At 53.9% G+C, this 16,568-nt stretch carries 15 protein-coding genes; 6 read left to right on the forward strand and 9 right to left on the reverse strand.

The genetic code is table 11. The features are described 5' to 3' along the window. Positions 1 to 256: 256 nt before the first annotated feature. Positions 257 to 889, forward strand: a complete 633-nt coding sequence (locus AABA21_RS17130) for a mycothiol-dependent nitroreductase Rv2466c family protein (RefSeq protein WP_338252227.1) — start codon at positions 257 to 259, stop codon at positions 887 to 889. 109 nt (positions 890 to 998) lie between these two features. Here AABA21_RS17130 and AABA21_RS17135 read toward each other — a convergent pair whose 3' ends face one another. From AABA21_RS17135 to larE, 3 genes are all read right to left on the reverse strand, one after another. Continuing rightward, positions 999 to 2,171, reverse strand: a complete 1,173-nt coding sequence (locus tag AABA21_RS17135; protein ID WP_338252229.1) for an aminotransferase class I/II-fold pyridoxal phosphate-dependent enzyme — start codon at positions 2,169 to 2,171, stop codon at positions 999 to 1,001. Between the two features lie 415 nt (positions 2,172 to 2,586). Beyond that, positions 2,587 to 3,741, reverse strand: coding sequence for a cysteine desulfurase NifS (gene nifS, locus AABA21_RS17140; RefSeq protein ID WP_338252231.1), 1,155 nt, complete (start codon positions 3,739 to 3,741; stop codon positions 2,587 to 2,589). Between the two features lie 171 nt (positions 3,742 to 3,912). Then, positions 3,913 to 4,797, reverse strand: coding sequence for an ATP-dependent sacrificial sulfur transferase LarE (gene larE, locus AABA21_RS17145; RefSeq protein WP_338252233.1), 885 nt, complete (start codon positions 4,795 to 4,797; stop codon positions 3,913 to 3,915). A 292-nt stretch (positions 4,798 to 5,089) separates the two neighbouring features. Here larE and AABA21_RS17150 point away from each other — a divergent pair, with 292 nt between their 5' ends. Further along, a complete protein-coding gene (locus AABA21_RS17150) occupies positions 5,090 to 5,731 on the forward strand; it encodes a nucleotidyltransferase family protein (RefSeq protein WP_338252235.1) in 642 nt (213 codons plus the stop codon). Positions 5,732 to 5,743: 12 nt separating this feature from the next. Beyond that, on the forward strand, positions 5,744 to 6,121 hold the full coding sequence (locus tag AABA21_RS17155; protein ID WP_338252237.1) for a tetratricopeptide repeat protein: 378 nt from the start codon (positions 5,744 to 5,746) through the stop codon (positions 6,119 to 6,121). 328 nt (positions 6,122 to 6,449) lie between these two features. Here AABA21_RS17155 and AABA21_RS17160 read toward each other — a convergent pair whose 3' ends face one another. The 6 genes from AABA21_RS17160 to AABA21_RS17185 all read right to left on the reverse strand — a co-directional run bounded on the left by AABA21_RS17160 (position 6,450) and on the right by AABA21_RS17185 (position 13,586). After that, complete coding sequence (locus AABA21_RS17160; protein ID WP_338252239.1) at positions 6,450 to 7,232, reverse strand: hypothetical protein; 783 nt, start codon at positions 7,230 to 7,232, stop codon at positions 6,450 to 6,452. 198 nt (positions 7,233 to 7,430) lie between these two features. Further along, positions 7,431 to 8,804: an AI-2E family transporter gene (locus AABA21_RS17165; protein WP_338252241.1), complete on the reverse strand. Its 1,374-nt coding sequence runs from the start codon at positions 8,802 to 8,804 to the stop codon at positions 7,431 to 7,433. 127 nt (positions 8,805 to 8,931) lie between these two features. Next, on the reverse strand, positions 8,932 to 9,585 hold the full coding sequence (tmk, locus tag AABA21_RS17170; protein ID WP_338252243.1) for a dTMP kinase: 654 nt from the start codon (positions 9,583 to 9,585) through the stop codon (positions 8,932 to 8,934). A gap of 63 nt (positions 9,586 to 9,648) precedes the next feature. Beyond that, positions 9,649 to 10,242, reverse strand: a complete 594-nt coding sequence (dcd, locus tag AABA21_RS17175) for a dCTP deaminase (protein ID WP_338252245.1) — start codon at positions 10,240 to 10,242, stop codon at positions 9,649 to 9,651. Positions 10,243 to 10,378: 136 nt separating this feature from the next. Further along, a complete protein-coding gene (locus AABA21_RS17180; protein ID WP_338252246.1) occupies positions 10,379 to 12,484 on the reverse strand; it encodes an exonuclease domain-containing protein in 2,106 nt (701 codons plus the stop codon). 121 nt (positions 12,485 to 12,605) lie between these two features. After that, positions 12,606 to 13,586 carry an alpha/beta hydrolase family protein gene (locus tag AABA21_RS17185; protein WP_338252248.1) on the reverse strand — a complete coding sequence of 327 codons (981 nt, stop codon included), beginning with the start codon at positions 13,584 to 13,586 and terminating at the stop codon, positions 12,606 to 12,608. 233 nt (positions 13,587 to 13,819) lie between these two features. Here AABA21_RS17185 and AABA21_RS17190 point away from each other — a divergent pair, with 233 nt between their 5' ends. From AABA21_RS17190 to AABA21_RS17200, 3 genes are all read left to right on the forward strand, one after another. Then, a complete protein-coding gene (locus AABA21_RS17190; RefSeq protein WP_338252250.1) occupies positions 13,820 to 14,686 on the forward strand; it encodes an alpha/beta hydrolase family protein in 867 nt (288 codons plus the stop codon). 41 nt (positions 14,687 to 14,727) lie between these two features. Beyond that, positions 14,728 to 15,684, forward strand: a complete 957-nt coding sequence (gene rnhC / locus AABA21_RS17195) for a ribonuclease HIII (protein WP_338252252.1) — start codon at positions 14,728 to 14,730, stop codon at positions 15,682 to 15,684. Between the two features lie 95 nt (positions 15,685 to 15,779). Then, positions 15,780 to 16,523 carry a hypothetical protein gene (locus AABA21_RS17200; RefSeq protein WP_338252254.1) on the forward strand — a complete coding sequence of 248 codons (744 nt, stop codon included), beginning with the start codon at positions 15,780 to 15,782 and terminating at the stop codon, positions 16,521 to 16,523. The last annotated feature ends 45 nt before the right edge of the window (positions 16,524 to 16,568 follow it).

The following is a 16,568-nucleotide window of genomic DNA, read 5'->3' on the forward strand; positions in this document are numbered from 1 at the left end:
TATAAGACCTGATCGCTTAGACATTCCTCCCCCGGATGTAGTTAGCCAGACCATACTGTTCTCCTCATAGTCTACCACCATAGATGCTTTTTTTCACGCGTCCGGCCCGCTCACACACGTTATAAAAGAGCAGCAGAGCAAGCCAACAACTTTTCTTGACATAATTCACACGGTGAACGTATGCTATAAAAGCTCGCTTCACTTTATGAAGTAAAGGAAGCAGGACAATCACATGAATGAAAGAAGGTTTTCTCTGATGAGTACAAAAGAGGCAAGTGTCAACATCAACTTCCACTTTGATCCGCTCTGTCCACTGGCCTGGCGTACCGCGCTATGGGTACGCGAAACACGTCAGATACGCCCACTTCACATTACCTGGCGCCTTTTTAGCCTGGAGATCGTTAATCGAAAACCAGATGCGCAGCCTGATTACGTCAATGGTAACGGCTGGGCAGCGCTACGTACCCTGGCATTAGCGCGCCGTCTGCATGGCAATGAGAGCATTGAGAAGCTCTATATCGAACTGGGGAACGCCGCCCATAGCCGCAAAGAAGATATTCGGACGCGCCCGGTAGTTGAAGCGGCGGCCGAAGCCGCGGGGCTGGGGAAAGATTTCGTGGGGCAGGCCCTGGCCGATGATTCAACCATTCAGGACGTCATTCAGGACCATGAAGAGGCGGTAAAAAGATATCATGCCTTCGGTGTACCAACCATTGCGCTTGAGGACTCAAATGTCGGCTACTATGGTCCGGTGATCCACAGTGTACCGAAAGGCGAGGACGCGGCCGCGCTATGGGATCACTTCATCTGGTTCCTGCACAACGACAATATCTATGAGTTGAAGCGCGATCGCGCCGGCGCACCTCCTTTTGGACCTGTATCGGCCTAAATCATTGTCACCGTTGCCGCGGGTACGCTCCCTGTGGGCGCTTTTTACCCATCGTGTCCCTTCTTGCGAGCGCTTCTCAGGCGCCCACAGGAAGGGACACACCTGCGGATCAGGCGTGCTTTTTAATGAAGCGCTCGATACGCACCAGAGCCTCTTCAAGCTTCTCATAGGCTGTGCAATAGGTCGCGCGCACATAATTCTGGCCGGCCGCGCCAAACGAACTCCCAGGCACCACGGCTACCTCTTCTTCAAAGAGTAGCTTTTCGGCGAACTCTTCATCACTCATCCCCGTATTGCCGATGTAGGGAAAGGCATAGAAGGCACCTCGCGGCTCACAGGCCGGCAGTCCAATGCGATTTAAACCATCAACAAACATACGCCCGCGGCGCGCATAATCGGCATGCATGCGCTCTACATCGGGCTCTCCATGGCGCAGGGCCTGTAAAGCCGCTTCCTGTGCGGCCGTACCCGCGCACATGATCGTATACTGGTGCACCTTGAGCAGCGCACTCAGAATCTCTGCTGGTGCCAGCACATATCCCACTCGCCAGCCAGTCATAGCATAGGCTTTGGAAAAGCCATTCAGGATAACGGTACGCTCTTGCATCTGCGGCATATTGGCGATGCTGACATATTCGGTGCCATACACCAGGCGGCTATAAACCTCATCACTGGCGACGATCAGATCGTGCTCTACCGCCAGTCTGGCGATCCCTTCCAGTTCTTCACGGGGGATAACCGCACCGGTCGGATTATTCGGGTTTCCCAGCAGGATCATTTTGGTGCGTGGCGTAATGGCGGCCTCGATCTCGGCGGCGCGTACCCCGAAATTATACTGTGCATACGTAGGTACGGGGACGGGGACGCCACCAGCAAAGATGATATCGGCCTCGTAAGCAACATAGCCTGGATCAGGTGAGATGACCTCATCACCTGGGTCAAGGATGGTGCGCATAACCAGGTCAACGCCTTCACTCACGCCAACGGTCACCAGGACCTGAGAGATAGGATCGTAGGTCAAGCCATATTGCCGCTGCACCATGCTGGCGATCTCTTCACGCAGTTCGACGGTCCCCGAATTCGACGTATAGCGTGTACGCCCTTGCTGTATAGACTCGATGCCGGCCTGGCGAATATGCTCAGGTGTCACAAAATCTGGCTCACCAACACCTAACGAGATCACATTGGGCATGGTGTTGATAATATCGAAAAATTTACGGATGCCCGATGGCTTCACCTGGCGTACCCGCTGAGATATAATTTCTCGCTTGAGCGTATCCATTGTAATGTATTACCCCTTCTTTCGAGTCAGAGCGTTGAAATATCCAACTAACAACCATACAACTTATGGTAGGGGATCGCGCGATGACAGTAAACTAAATACATGCCCATCCACCACTACCCTCAACACTCCTCTTCTCATGGTAACATAAACTCTATGAATGACACAATAATGAGGTGACCCTCCTCGTCAGGAGGGTCACCTCATTGTATTCTCTTTTATGGCGAACATGAGCGCCCCCTTTCGGGCGTCCGCATACGCGGCCGCATTAATTTTATTTATTGGGGCGATAGTGCTAAAGAGGTGCGCTCAGCGCACCTCTTTAGCACTATCGCCCCAATAAATAAAATTGTTTGAGCGCCGTAGGCGCGTAATGTCAGGGGCCGCGCGCGCGAATCCTCTGGCTTGATGTGAATTAGATGCCGAGTCCGCGCAGGCGCTCGATGATGCCTGGCAGGGCATCAATAACGGTCTCTATCTCTTCTTCGGTGTTGCGCTTGCCCAGCGTCAGGCGCAGGCTGCCGTGGGACCACTCGGGGGGAAGGCCAATAGCGACCAGGACGTGCGAGGGATCAACGGAACCCGAGGTACAGGCCGAGCCTGTTGAAGCGGCCACTCCCAGCAGGTCCAGATTCAAGAGGATAGATTCGCCTTCAACGCCCTCAAAGGCGAAGCTGGCATTATTAGGCAGGCGCCGGGTGGGATGTCCTGTGAGACGGCTACGAGGAATCTGCAGGATGCCCTCGATCAGGCGATCCCGTAAAGCCTGGACGCGGGGCGTTGCCTGGGGCAATTCGGCGTACGCCAGTTCCAGGGCCGTCGCGGCCCCCACAATACCCGCGACATTTTCTGTGCCGGCGCGACGTCCCCGTTCCTGCGAACCACCCTGCATCTGTGGGAGGATGCGCATGCCCTGGCGTGTATACAGGATACCTACGCCCTTGGGGCCATAAAACTTGTGCGCCGACAGGGATAACATGTCCGCCTTGAGCTCCAGAACATCGATCGGCAAGGCTCCACCCGCCTGCACGGCATCTACGTGGAAAGGAACCTTGTAAGCCCGGCAGATACGGCCAATTTCAGCGATGGGCTCGATGGTCCCCACTTCGTTGTTAGCATACATGACAGAAACAAGACATGTCTGATCGGTAATCGAGCGTTCAACATCGTCAGGATCGACCATGCCATACTCATCCACAGGCAGATAGGTGATAGTAAAGCCAAAGCGTTCCAGATACTGGCAGGTGTGCAGCACCGCGTGATGCTCGATCGGCGTGGTGATAATATGCTTGCCCTTCTTTTGCTGCGCAGCAAACGCCATCCCTTTGATAGCAAGATTATCGCTTTCCGTGCCACAGCCTACAAAGGCAATTTCAGAGGGGCGAGCATGCAGAAGCTCGGCCACCTGCTCACGTGAGTGGTCGATCGCCTGCATGGCGTGACGTCCAAGCGTATAGATACTGCTGGCATTGCCATACTCAGTGGTAAAGTAGGGCAACATAGCATCAAGGATACGTGGATCTAGCGCGGTTGTTGCTGCGTGATCGAGATAGATAATGCGCTCTGACATGGTACCTTTTCCTGTTATCCAGCTGTAAGCAAGACATGCTTCCATCATTTAACGAGTATTTTTGTTCTTATTCAACACATAGATTATATCACAGAGGGTGCTGAGCAGGCTGGCTGGTATGCTGGAAGCGCGTCATCCGATACAGCCATGCCTGTCCTGCATCTGCTGTCATCAGGCGTCGGCCGGCTTCTTTTTCTTTTTGAAGAATGTCTCGTTCATGCTGCCGGTACGGTAGCCCAGCAGATCCATCGTTACATAGGTATACCCAATTTTACGCAGGCCATCAGTGACCTTGAGGCTCATTTCAGGTTCCACCAGCAGAGGAATCTCTGAGCGTTCCACCTCGATGCGGGCAATCTTGTCGTGATGGCGCACACGCAGTTGATGGAAGCCCAGTTCGTGCAAGAACTTTTCCGCCTTATATACCATCTGCAGCGATGCAACGTCCACCTTGCTGCCATAGGGAATACGAGAAGAGAAGCAAGCCATGGCTGGTTTATCCCAGACCGGCATGCCAAGCAGGCGAGCGACGGCGCGGATCTCTTTCTTCCCCATTTCCGCTTCCTTCAACGGTCCGCGCACCTTAAACTCACGAGCCGCGCGCTGCCCCGGCCGAAAATCACCATCATCGTCTTTATTGACACCATAGGCGATATGCGCCAGCTGGTGCTCTTTAGCCAGTGGTTCTAGATTGGTGAAGAGCTCATTCTTACAGAAATAGCAGCGATTGACATCGTTTTTGACATAGCGCTCGTCTTCTAATTCATGGGTCTCCAGCGTAATCAAAGGCAACTGCAGCTGACGCGCAACAGCGATGGCCTCTTCCGTCTCCTCAGAGGCATAAGCCGGTGAGGAGGCAATGGCCCCCATAGCTCGATCGCCAAGCACATCATGGGCCACCTTGAGCAGGAGCGCGCTATCTACTCCACCCGAATAGGCGACCAGCACCGAACCCATCTCGCGTAGAATCGCCTGTAGATGCTCGTATTTTGCTTGCGTCTCGGCATCCAACGCTACAACATTTTTGTCTTCATGTATCTGGGAGGTATTTACCATTTAAAACTCCTGAACGCATACAGTCTACGACCAACGTAACTGCAGTCTGGAAGAGGGCGGTTTCAGCCACACAATTCTGCAAGAAATAGCCATCCGCGTCATTGTCAGGGTGACTAGCCGTTATTATATCATCAAAAAAACCGCGTGAAGGCCCATCTGCCTGCAAAGCAGCGGAAGAAATGTATCAATAAGCTTCTTCTTTCCAGCTTTGAGCGCGTAAAATACAAGTGTACACACAATCAGCAATCGACATTATGTTAACCAGTTCATCACCCAAAGAAAAGAGTGCCTGATGTCAACATTAGATTCGGTTGCCGCCTTAATCCTGGCGGCGGGCAGTTCGAGCCGCATGTCACACGGCCACCACAAGTTGCTCCTACCACTTGGTGAGCGGCCGGTGCTCTCTCATGTAGTTGAGGCAGCCCTGCAGTCTCAAGCCACGCCAGTACTCGTTGTGCTGGGACACCAATCTGCCCAGGTTTTTGCCGCGCTCTCTAGTTACATGAACCATAACAAATTACACGTCCAGGAAAATCCCGACTATCGCTCTGGAATGAGCACGTCTCTGCGTATAGGTATCCAGGCGCTTACTCACTATCCTGACTGCTCGGCGGTCCTCGTGCTGCTGGGCGATCAACCTTTTGTTAGCGCGCAACTGATCGATCGCCTCCTCATGGCCAGGCGGCAGAGCGGGAAACGCATCATCGCTCCGTGCTATCATGGAAAGCGTGGCAATCCAGTTCTCTTTGATGCCAGCTTATTTTCAGAACTGGCCACCGTTAGTGGAGATGAAGGGGGGCGCAGCGTGATCGCCCGCCATGCCGATGAAGTGGAGCAGGTCGAGCTCAGCGATGCCCTGGCCCAGCACGATGTTGATACCTGGGAAGCCTATCAGGCGGCGCTCACCATCTGGCAGAGCCAGCAAACCACATAAAAGGACATGACAATGGAGATATCAGAAGCACAGAAAAAACAGGCCCTGTTCTGGCTTGACTACAGTCAGCAGCTTTCCAACTCGATTCGGTACGCGGAGGCGCTGGCGGCGGCCCAACGCTCGGTCAAGCTGGATGCCAGCAATGCCGACGCCTGGTATGCCCGCGGCACCTGCCAGGCCATGCTCGCCCACTATGAGGAGGCCCTGTCCGATTTCGAACAGGCCATACAACTCAATCCACGACATGTGGAGGCCTGGGATGGCAAAGCCTGGGTGGAAGGAATTCTCGGGCATAAAGAAGCGGCCCTGGCGGCTGTAAACAAGGCGCTGGAGATCGAGCCAGATTATCGCGAAGCCAGGCAGCGCAAAAAAAGATTGGAGGCCCTATAAGGGCGATGCTATCGTCCTTATAGGGATGTTGAGCGCCGCCGCTCGGGCGTCCGCATACGCGGCCGCAAAAGGTTTATATAAGTGCGGGACAAAAAAGGCGCGTTGAACGCGCCTTTTTTGTCCCGCACTTATATAATGTGGAGCACGCAGGTGCGAAAGCGCTGGCTCATATAATGTTGAGCACTGCATGCTTAACCCCTGTTTTTCTGATTCTTCCTGAGCATAGGCGGTTGTTATCTGCGGGATAAGCCTATGGCCGCGTCTCTGCCTGGGTGGCGTTCAGGAGCAATGGGAGCAACCTGAGGGGCGCGCTCTTTTTCGGTCAGGATCAGCAAGCCAATCCCGCAACATCCAAGGGCGATGCCCAGTAGATAGCCAGCGATGGTATCGGTAATAAAATGCACCCCGATATAAAACTGCATAAAACCGCCCAGAAACGAACCAATGGTGAAGATAAAGGCCAGAATTTTCCCCAAAAGCGCGGCCGCAGATAGCGGGCCATGATCCAGGCCAGCATCAGACCTGCCAGGCACCAGCGGGTCGCATGTCCTCCTGGATAGCTGTTCTCACTATCATCCATAACCGAGCCAATCGGCATCTGTGCCACGTCGCGCGCCCAGCTTACCTGTTTGCGGGGAGGATCTGGTACCTGCCCCAGCAGGCCCAATCCCGCGGCAACCTGCACCGAAGTAGGTTGACCCTCCATCTGTGGACAGGTTAGTACGGTCATGCCCGAACGCAGGGTTCGGGGCATCGGCTGGTCAAACGCCATCTTTCCACCAAGTTCAAACGCTACACTCACACCCAGGAGCAACAAGAAATAGATCAGTATTCGCTTTTTATGTCCAGCCAGAATACATAACACGCCCAATATTAACAGGACGACAGCGGTGGCCTGAGCCTCGCCCAGATGACGCCATTCATAAAAGGAGCAATCCAGTCGCGTGATGGGACGCCAGAGCAGCCAATGTTCAACTGCCAGCGTCGATTGACTCAACACACCACTGGCATACACAGCCGTATAGATCAAAAACGCGATCCCCGCACCAATCGCCGCCATAAACCATGGAAACGCAGAAGCTTTTTTTTGAGAAGGTACACGTATCTGCATCAGTCAAATTTCCCTATCATCAATCACATAGCATTAATGTTTATCATATATCAGCATATTTACGAAAATTGTAGTGATTTTGTTGATGAATGGCAAGCTTATTAGGCATTTTAGACAAAAAGAAGAAAGTAAACTGGTTGTGGGGTCTCAGCGGCTAATCGCCGCTGAGACCCCACAACCAGTTTATAATGAGGCTGATTATTTGTTGTCGTCGGATGCGGAGACAGGTTGCTCAGGGGCGGCCCTCTCCTGATCCGCCTGCGTTGACCCACTTTCATCAGCGGTGGCTTGCTCGCGATTTTTATCAGGCGCTGAAACCGAGATGATGTTGTTGCGCGTCACGCCGCCGGTAGCGACTGGCGTGCGTCGACGCAACATACCGGAGACCGATCCGGGCGCTTGCTGCTGCCTGGACTTCCCTGAGGACGGGGAGGGCCGCTTGAGCGTCCAGGGCGCACGCTTGCGGGACAGAATTTGATCCGCGGTCTCACCTCTGGCCGAACGATACAGACTGGCAACGACGACCCAGGCGGCGGCCACAATAGGAGTCGCAACCAGCGCGCCAATGGCACCACCAAAGGGTCCATATGAGGCGCCGAATAATTGAGCAAAAACGACCAGAGACATAATCGAGACAACCGGGTGCAGGCCGACCGCATGACCAACGATACGCGGCCCCAGGATATTGCTTTCAAGGATCTGAATAACGATAAAAGCGACCGCGACGATCAGGGTGCGCGGGAAAGGATCGGGCAGCAGCAGCGAGACCACGATTGGTGAAATCGAAGCCAGGCCGGGTCCGACCATGGGAATCGTTTCGAACAAGAAACCCAGCACGCCAAAGATGACCGCGAACTGCCCTAATCCAGTCATCCAGCAGACAATAGCGACCGCGACCCCTATGATCAAAGCCAGTGTCAATTGTCCACGAATATAGTTTCCAACCACTCGTGTCAGCGCATCCTCAAACAGTAGAGCCGTCGGGAGAGAGCGTTTGGGCATCACACTCATGATGCTATTGCGAATCCGTTTGCCATCCAGGGTCAGGTAGAAACTCACCATTAAGACAATCAAAAAATTCAAGAATGTATTGGTTAAAACAAAGATGATATTAATGGTGTTGGTGACAGCGGCATTGGCGAAACTGGTGACCTGAGAATTCAACTGGCCCAGCATCTCATCAATACGCGCCTGTGGGATACCCGCCTGCTTATTCAGAAAGCTCAAAAAGTTACTGAAGGTCTGCGGAATATGCTGGGTAAAGCTTACGATGGTGTCGGAAAAAATCGTGACCTGATTAACAAACGAGGTCACAAGAATATAAGAAAAAAGTCCAAGGAGCACCAGCACACACACATAGGAAACAACGGTCGCGAACAGCCGGGGCAATCCCCTACGCTCCAGAACATTGGCCATAGGCGTAATCAGGAATGCAACCGTCATTGACAACAATAATAGAAAGACTGCATCGATAAACTGATTGACGAGATTCCAGGCCGTCCATATGATCAATCCCATACAGATGATACAGATCAAGATATCTCGCCGTTGTTGCCAATTTATTTGGCCCATGCTTTTTATCCTTCTCGCTCAATAATACCAGGAGAAAAAGTCAGTACATTTAACAGACATAGAATTTGTAACCTTTTCTCTAAGGGTAATACGATCCAGTGCATAAGATTGCTGCAATGTTGTTGAGCTAAACAAAACTCTGACTCTGATTAAGGCGTGGGTCTATAAGCTCCACAATATGCTGATGGATGCGTTCGACAGGTTGAGCGGCGTCGATAACTTTGATGCGTTGAGGTTCAGCCTGTGCCAGTGCCAGAAAGGCCTGGCGCAGACGGGTGTGAAACTGTTCCGAGGCACGATCGAAGCGGCTCTGCTCCTGGCGGCCATTATGTGAGGTGCTGGTACGTTTATGCACCAGAGCCGGATCGAGATCAAGAAAGATAGTGAGGTCGGGCGCATGTCCCTGCGTGGCGATACGAGAAAGTTGAGCGATCAGGTCGGTTCCCAAACCCTGCGCGGCTCCCTGATAAGCAATACTAGAATCAAAACAGCGATCCGATAGAACAACCTTGCCCGCCGCCAGCGCGGGCAGGATGCGAGTCTGGAAATGCTGCGCCCGGTCTGCCTGGAAGAGAAAAGCCTCTGCCAGCGGCGTAATTGTCAATTCAGGCTGGTGGAAGAGCAGGCGCCGGATCTCTACTCCCAGAGGTGTACCGCCGGGCTCACAGGTACGTATATACTCCATCCCTCTCCGCTCCAACCAGCCTGCCAGCAGTTCCATCTGGGTCGTCTTGCCAGCGCCATCCAGACCCTCAAACGAGATAAAATATCCCCGGCCCATATTCAAAGTCTACCTTCCTGCTACATTCCAGATATACATTCCAACCCACATCACCAGCACTGGCTAGCGCACCCGGTCGGTACGATATACATCGTAGTCCCAGTCAAAATAGGGTTTGGGCAGCATGTCCTCAGGCGACCACTGCTGATCCCTCTTCCCATATTTACCATGATACTCTTTCAGGGTCTCACCTACATACTCAAAGGTAAGCTGACAGATGCGGAACCCCACCGGGACCCAGATGGTCGTCTGTGTATGGTTACTGATCTCCATCGTCCAGCGACTGATGTAGCCAACATCCCCCACACCCGCGCAGCGGCAAACAGAAAGACCCGAGCGTGCCACCGTACTGCGCGAATACATCTTGGCCAGGTAGCCATTGTGTCCACCAATGACCTCCTGGGTATGCGCCAGGATGGTGGTGCCAGGACGAATAGCGATCTTGCCATCTTTGGCCTGGCGTGGCTCTCCCCAATAGCCACGAATCTCTTCCGGAATATCCAGGTGCATCACCTCTATATTGGCGTTGCCCTGGAAATACCAGTCCCCCAATCGGCAATCGTACGAATTTGGTCCCAGGTGACGCTCGTTGAACGGCTCAATAATAATATTGCCGTTTTTCATCTCTTCCACAATACGCTTATCGGACAGTAACATGAAACTAAAGCTCCTCGTGTCATTTTGACTGACTATTGATGGTATCCCCAATCGCTCTACGCCGCGCTAGTGCAGGATGAAGATAAATGTTGAACAGGGGTAGCTTGACCCGCTTGTATACTTATTAGTCAGCTTATTATAGCGCATCGTATTCAGATGGAGTAGTCCCTGCGATGAGCATTTCCGCTTCATTGCTTTCAACTGTCAGTGTGAGCGCGCGGGCCGCATCTACTTCATGCCAGATACGCTGAACCAGGGTCGACTTCTCTTCAGGGCTGCTCAATGCGTGCTGGAATGGAAAGAAGGCCCGATCATTGCTGTGATGATGCAGCCAGCGACTGATGATATTGATCTGGTCGACCTCGGCCTTGCCAACCACAGCTGGTGGCTCACCCAGTGCGACAGCTCGCTGGAGCAGCCGGTCGATCGCTACCCTCATCTGCTCGGCCTCATGAGAGATACAACACTGCTCGATCAGGCGACCATGGCGGATAAAAAAGATCTCGTTACAGCCTTCCTGGGAAGATGGATAGACGATAAATAGATTGTTGGCCTCGACAGCACCCGTGATCAGGCGCTGGCCGATCAAGACCTCGTCGGCGCTGCGAATGGCGTCGCGCAACCAGGCCGCGCGTTCAAAGTTGAGCTGCTGCGCCGCCTCTAACATCTGCCGGCGCAGGCGCTCCAGCAGATCTTCGCTCTCTCCGCCCAGAAACGCGCATACTTGCTGGATGATGCGCTGATACGCCTCAACGTCTCCATCGCCACGGCAAGGAGCCGAACAGCGTCCCAGGTGGAAGCGTAAGCAGGGATCGCTGGCTTTGGCGGCCGGTGGCAGGCTACGCGTACAGGTGCGCAGGGGGAAAATCTTCTGCAGTAGTTCGATGGTGAGATCTACCATGCGCCGGCTGCGAAAGGGCCCAAAATAACGCGCACCGTCCGCCGCCACCTCGCGGGTCGCGTACACACGCGGAAACGTGTGATGCACGTCAATTTTGATAAAAGGATACAGTTCATAATTGCGCAGCTGCACATTATAGGCTGGTTGCAGCTCTTTAATCAGGCGCGACTCTACCAGCAGGGCTTCTAACTCTGAGCCCAGCACACGTGTCTCGATCTCTTTCACATTTTGGAGCAGCCCATCCATCTTCCGTGTATAACCCAGTGGCTGGCTATAGTAGGATGAAAGGCGATCCTTCAGACATTTGGCCTTGCCTACATAGATAACCTGTCCATGCTCATCCTTCATTAAATAGACGCCGGGCTTGGTCGGAAAGGTCCGTTTCCAGGCTGGATTGAGAAATAGGGCGCCATTGGGACGCGCACTGGCAGCGGCGGTGGGTGAGAGGCTCCCATCAGCGCGCCATTGCGCCTCCTCTTTCTTGGAGTGAACCTGCGTGATATCGCCACTCCAGGTGACAGGCAGTTGTAGGCGACGCCGCAAATGTCCCAGCGTCAAGATGCCCTCTTTACAGGCCAGGGACAGGATACGCAAAAATACTTCCGCCGTCACCTCGGCATCCCCAAAGGCGCGGTGCCGGTGCCGGGTTTCGATGTTGAGATGAGCGGCCACCATGTCCAGCTTAAAACGCTTCAAGGCGGGCAGGAAACGGCGCGCCAGGGGAATGGTATCGAAGCCATCAATCGGGAAGGAGAGGTCGAGCAGCCGGGCCTCAAAATTTAAGAAGTTGAGGTCAAAGCCCAGGTTATGCCCCACCAGCGGCGCTCCATCGATAAAGGCCAGCAGTTCGGGCAGCACCTGGTCAGCCGTAGGAGCCTCATTGATCATCGACTGCGTGATGCCGGTAAAGCGCTCAATAAAAGGAGGGATACGCCGGCGCGGATTGATCAGGCTATGATACGAACCTAGAATCTGGCCATGACCGACACGAACGGCCGCGACCTCAATAACTCGATCCGAGCCTGGACGCAGTCCTGTGGTTTCGGTATCAATTACCACAAACTCAACCGTATCCAGCGCTTGCTGCGTACTGCGCCAGGCACGCAAAGACCAGCATAGCGCGACGCCGGTAGCGGGATCGCCCTGCTCTTCAAATAAATCCGAACTCCGCAGTGCCTGCCGCAGCAGCACCGTCCAAAAAGCCACATTACCCTGCGCCCCAAATAATTGCTGGATCAACAGATCCTCACCCGTTGGCTGCCCCAGCACCTCCAACAGGTCATAGGCACGGCGCAACAAAACACTACGCTGCGGAGATCCACTCTCCCCTTCCTGCACCATAACAGCATGTCTCCTCGTACAAACAGGTCAAAAGCTACTAGATCATATGTCCGAGAATAACATGCATAAAACAGTTTGGCAAGCGAAGAAACAACAGGGCTATGCAGGCGCATCGCTATCCTTAAGAACGTAGCCAGCGATCCAACCAGCTATAGGCCAGTTGACGCACCTCGGAGGGAAAACTATGGCCGGAAGGAAATTCATGATAGCGGAAAGCCAGGGGAGGTGCAGACCGCTCTTCGTAGGCCTGACGAGCGCCCTGCGCGATCTGCCGTACCCCGTCGATCGGAAAGATCCAGTCCTGCGCCCCCGCCGACATGAAAAAAGGAGTTGGCGCAATCTCGGCCACCAGCACATCCATGTCGCCCACCTCCAACATCCCCGGAATGTAGGCTGCGAAGTTATGGTTGATGCCGTTGCGCAGAATCGCTTCAAACATGCTGATGCCACATGAGCAGACACCCGCTTTGACGCGCCGATCAAATAAGAGGAGCCAGCATACTTCCTGTCCACCCAGCGAATGCCCGAGCGTCCCTATACGCCCGGCATCCACGTCTGAGCGGCAGGAGAGATAATCCACGGCCCGCGACAGGTCCCAGACGTAGCGCGCCTGTAGAGTGCTGCCTTGCAGCAGATATTTCATCGCCAGATATTGCTCATACGCTCCTGCTGACAGGACTCTGGGAGCGGTACGCTTCCACAACTCTATGTTCTCGGTGGAGGCCTGACGCTCCTCAAAACCTTCCTGATCGGGGGCGATCACAATATAGCCACGCCGGCAAAGCTCAAGGGCATAAAATACATCGGGGTTGCCGGCCAGACCAACCGGTTCGCTCTTCCCTATATGGAACTCGCCATTATGCTGGTGGATGCATACGATGGCCGGAGCCGGTGCCACCAGGTGCCGGGGAATTAAAACATACGCGGGTACCCGCACGCCCGGACTCGCCTGATAGCTGATACGTTCGCGGGTATAGGTATCTCCTTCATATCGTTCTTCCACCTCCACATCCAATGGGCAGGATAGGGGCAATGTTCCCAGACGCTCCAAAAATGCCTCGCGGCGTCCGGATGGTTGTAGATCATTTTCCGATATCAACATGGACGGTAACTCCTCTTTAAGATAAAGCGAACGGCTTGCGAGCAACCAACAATGGCTTTTCTCGTTCTATCTACAGAACGTTCGTTAACCCCGTCATTTTGCTATCTACCATTAGCAATAGTACCATGCAGGGGTATTTGTGATATTAGATATGTATTTTCACTCGCCACAACCAGATTTTGTGGTACAATCTCAATAATAGTACAGATGTTCGAATAGGAAAGGGAACGACCATGACGCAACAGTATTCCGCTGAAGAGCAAGCACCAGAAAACCTGCAGCGCCGTCCCGTTGTTTATACCATCCCTGAAATGGAGAAGGTCGAGGTCCAGACCAACATTACATATAAAACGGTAGAAGATACCGCGTTGAAGCTGGATGTCTATTATCCACCGCACTACCAGAAACAAACAGCACTGCCTGCGGTCATCCTCATTCATGGAGATGGGCCGGCTGATTTTCTGAAGGATATTAAAGACAGCGGCCAGTATACCTCCTGGGGCAAATTGATCGCGGCCTCCGGTTTGATCGCCGTCATCGCCAACCATCGTTCTACCGAGGGGCTCACCAATGTTGTTGGTGTCGCCAACGACGTTGACGATCTGATGACCTATATCCGCGAACACCATAAACGGTTCCACATCAACGCGAACCGCCTTGGCATCTGGACCTGCTCGGCTGGCGCTCCCTTTGGATTGCGCACCGCCTTATACGAGACCCCAAAGTTTATCCGCTGCACCGTTTGCTACTACGGCTTTGTCGAGCTTAAAGCCTATTACCAGGGCCTTTATGGGGAAACAAACTATAGCGCGCCAGTCTTCAGTGAGGAAGATTTCGATGAGTTTTCCGCCAGCGATCTCTTATTGCGTCGAACACGCGATATCGCCCCACTCTTTATTGCTCGCGCCGGCCTCGATTACGCGGAGCTCAATGCCGCGCTGGATGGCTTTATCGGTGAGGCGCTCTCCCAGAATGTAGCACTCACTGTCATGAACCATCCCACCGGGCAGCATGCCTTTGACGTGCTTGATGCCGATGCGCGCACCGAAGAGATCATTGAAGAGACACTGGAATTCTTGCAGACACATTTGCTACAATGAGCCTTACCATACCCCAATAAACAGAAACGAGGAATAGCTCTTTGGCAGATGACCGGATTGAAGAGATCACGCGCCGCTTTCGTCACTTCGTTGCCGGGCAGGGCTGGTCGATCTGCGATGAAAAAGCCATTGCCCATGGTTATCAGTGTACGGTTACCGATGGCCAGGCCAGGGTGCCGGTCGCGCTGTATGCGACTGGCAAGACCCTGGTGCAGGGCAAAGCCAGCGCGCTGCAGACCGCGCTCAAAGCCTGGGATCAGCCTCGACCGACTCAGAATACCCTCCTCCCAGCCACCGAATCCTCTCCCTTAACTGTTCCGCATACAGCCATACCACAGGCGACCGGTGTGGCTCGTATCGGCTCCGATGAATCGGGCAAAGGAGATTTTTATGGGCCGCTGGTGATCGCAGCCGTCTTTGTTGATGAACACAATGAATCACAATTGCTGCGACTCGGCGTGCGAGATAGCAAAAAGCTGACCGATAAGAACATATCCGCGCTGGCCCGCGAGATACAAAAATTATGCCAGCATAAAATCCTGACCTACGCCCCGGTCGTCTACAACCAGCTTTATCAGCGCATGTCCAACCTCAATCGATTGCTGGCCGGGGCGCATGCGAGGGTAATCACCGAGTTGTCAAAAAATGTCCCAGCCCGGCTCGCCATTGTTGATCAGTTTGGTGACGAGTCGCTCGTACGCCTGGAGCTGCAAAAAGCCGCTTCGCCTCTACGCCTGGAGCAACGCCATCGTGCCGAAGATGATACCGCCGTCGCCGCCGCATCGATCCTGGCGCGCGCCAAATTTGTGCGTGACCTGGACACGCTCTCAGAAGAGATCGGTGTCCAGCTCCCTAAGGGCGCATCCAATCCGCAGATCGTCACTATTGGTCGTCAGATTGTTGCCCGGCGCGGCAAGGACGCATTGAGCTCCATCGCCAAGCTCCACTTCAAGACGGCCGCGACCATCCTGCAAACAGCGCCAGAAGATGAAGCATAAACGCCCACGAACGCATGGTGGCTGCCCCTCCATACGTTCATTGCTACGCTGCTCTTCATAGGTTATAATGAGGGAAATATAAGGAAGGAGCACTCATGATTTTCTGCGGTCAGTGTGGCCTGCAATTGGCCCCTGGAAGTACACGTTGTCCTCGCTGTGGCGCGGTGGTCGAAGAGACCGGTGCGGGCGGCACTGGAGGAGAACTACATACCGATGATGCCACGGTCGCCACACCCTCACTGCTGGTACAAAATCAGTCACCATCGCAGCCCCAGAGTGGTAGCCAGCAACCCTTGATATTGCGTCCGGGCGCCAGCACACCCGGTAACAATAACGATTATGGCAATCAGCTGCCCTATGATGCAACCAGCATGATGGATGCGACCAGCCAGACTCAGTCGCCACCAAGGGGCAATTCCTACCCGGGCTATCCGCCCCAGAGCGGTCCGGCATATCCTCCACAAAGCGGTCCCAATTATGCTCCCGCGCCACAAAGCGGCGGCAACTATGGTACGCAAAATATCTATCCGCCCGAGTATACAACCCATGGCGCGGGCGCCTATGGCAGTGGGATGTCGTATCCTCAGCAGCCAATGGGATATCCGCAAGCCACCAATCAATATCAGCTTCAACAAGATGAACACGCGATGCGGGCAGCCCGTGGACGTACCACCGGCCTGATCCTGGTCCTGTGCGGCCTCCTCTTTATTCTTACCGCGGTAGTGCTCTTCGCCCTGCAAAGCGGCCTCTTTGGAGGCAATAAAGCCCTTATTCCTGGCGGCACTGAACACCTGCTCGCGCTCGGCATGCTTCGTATAACAGCCGCCCTCGTTCATTAACCGCTATCATCTATCATGATACCTTTGCCGCCGGCCGGGCATTAT

This window comes from Dictyobacter halimunensis (assembly GCF_036245075.1).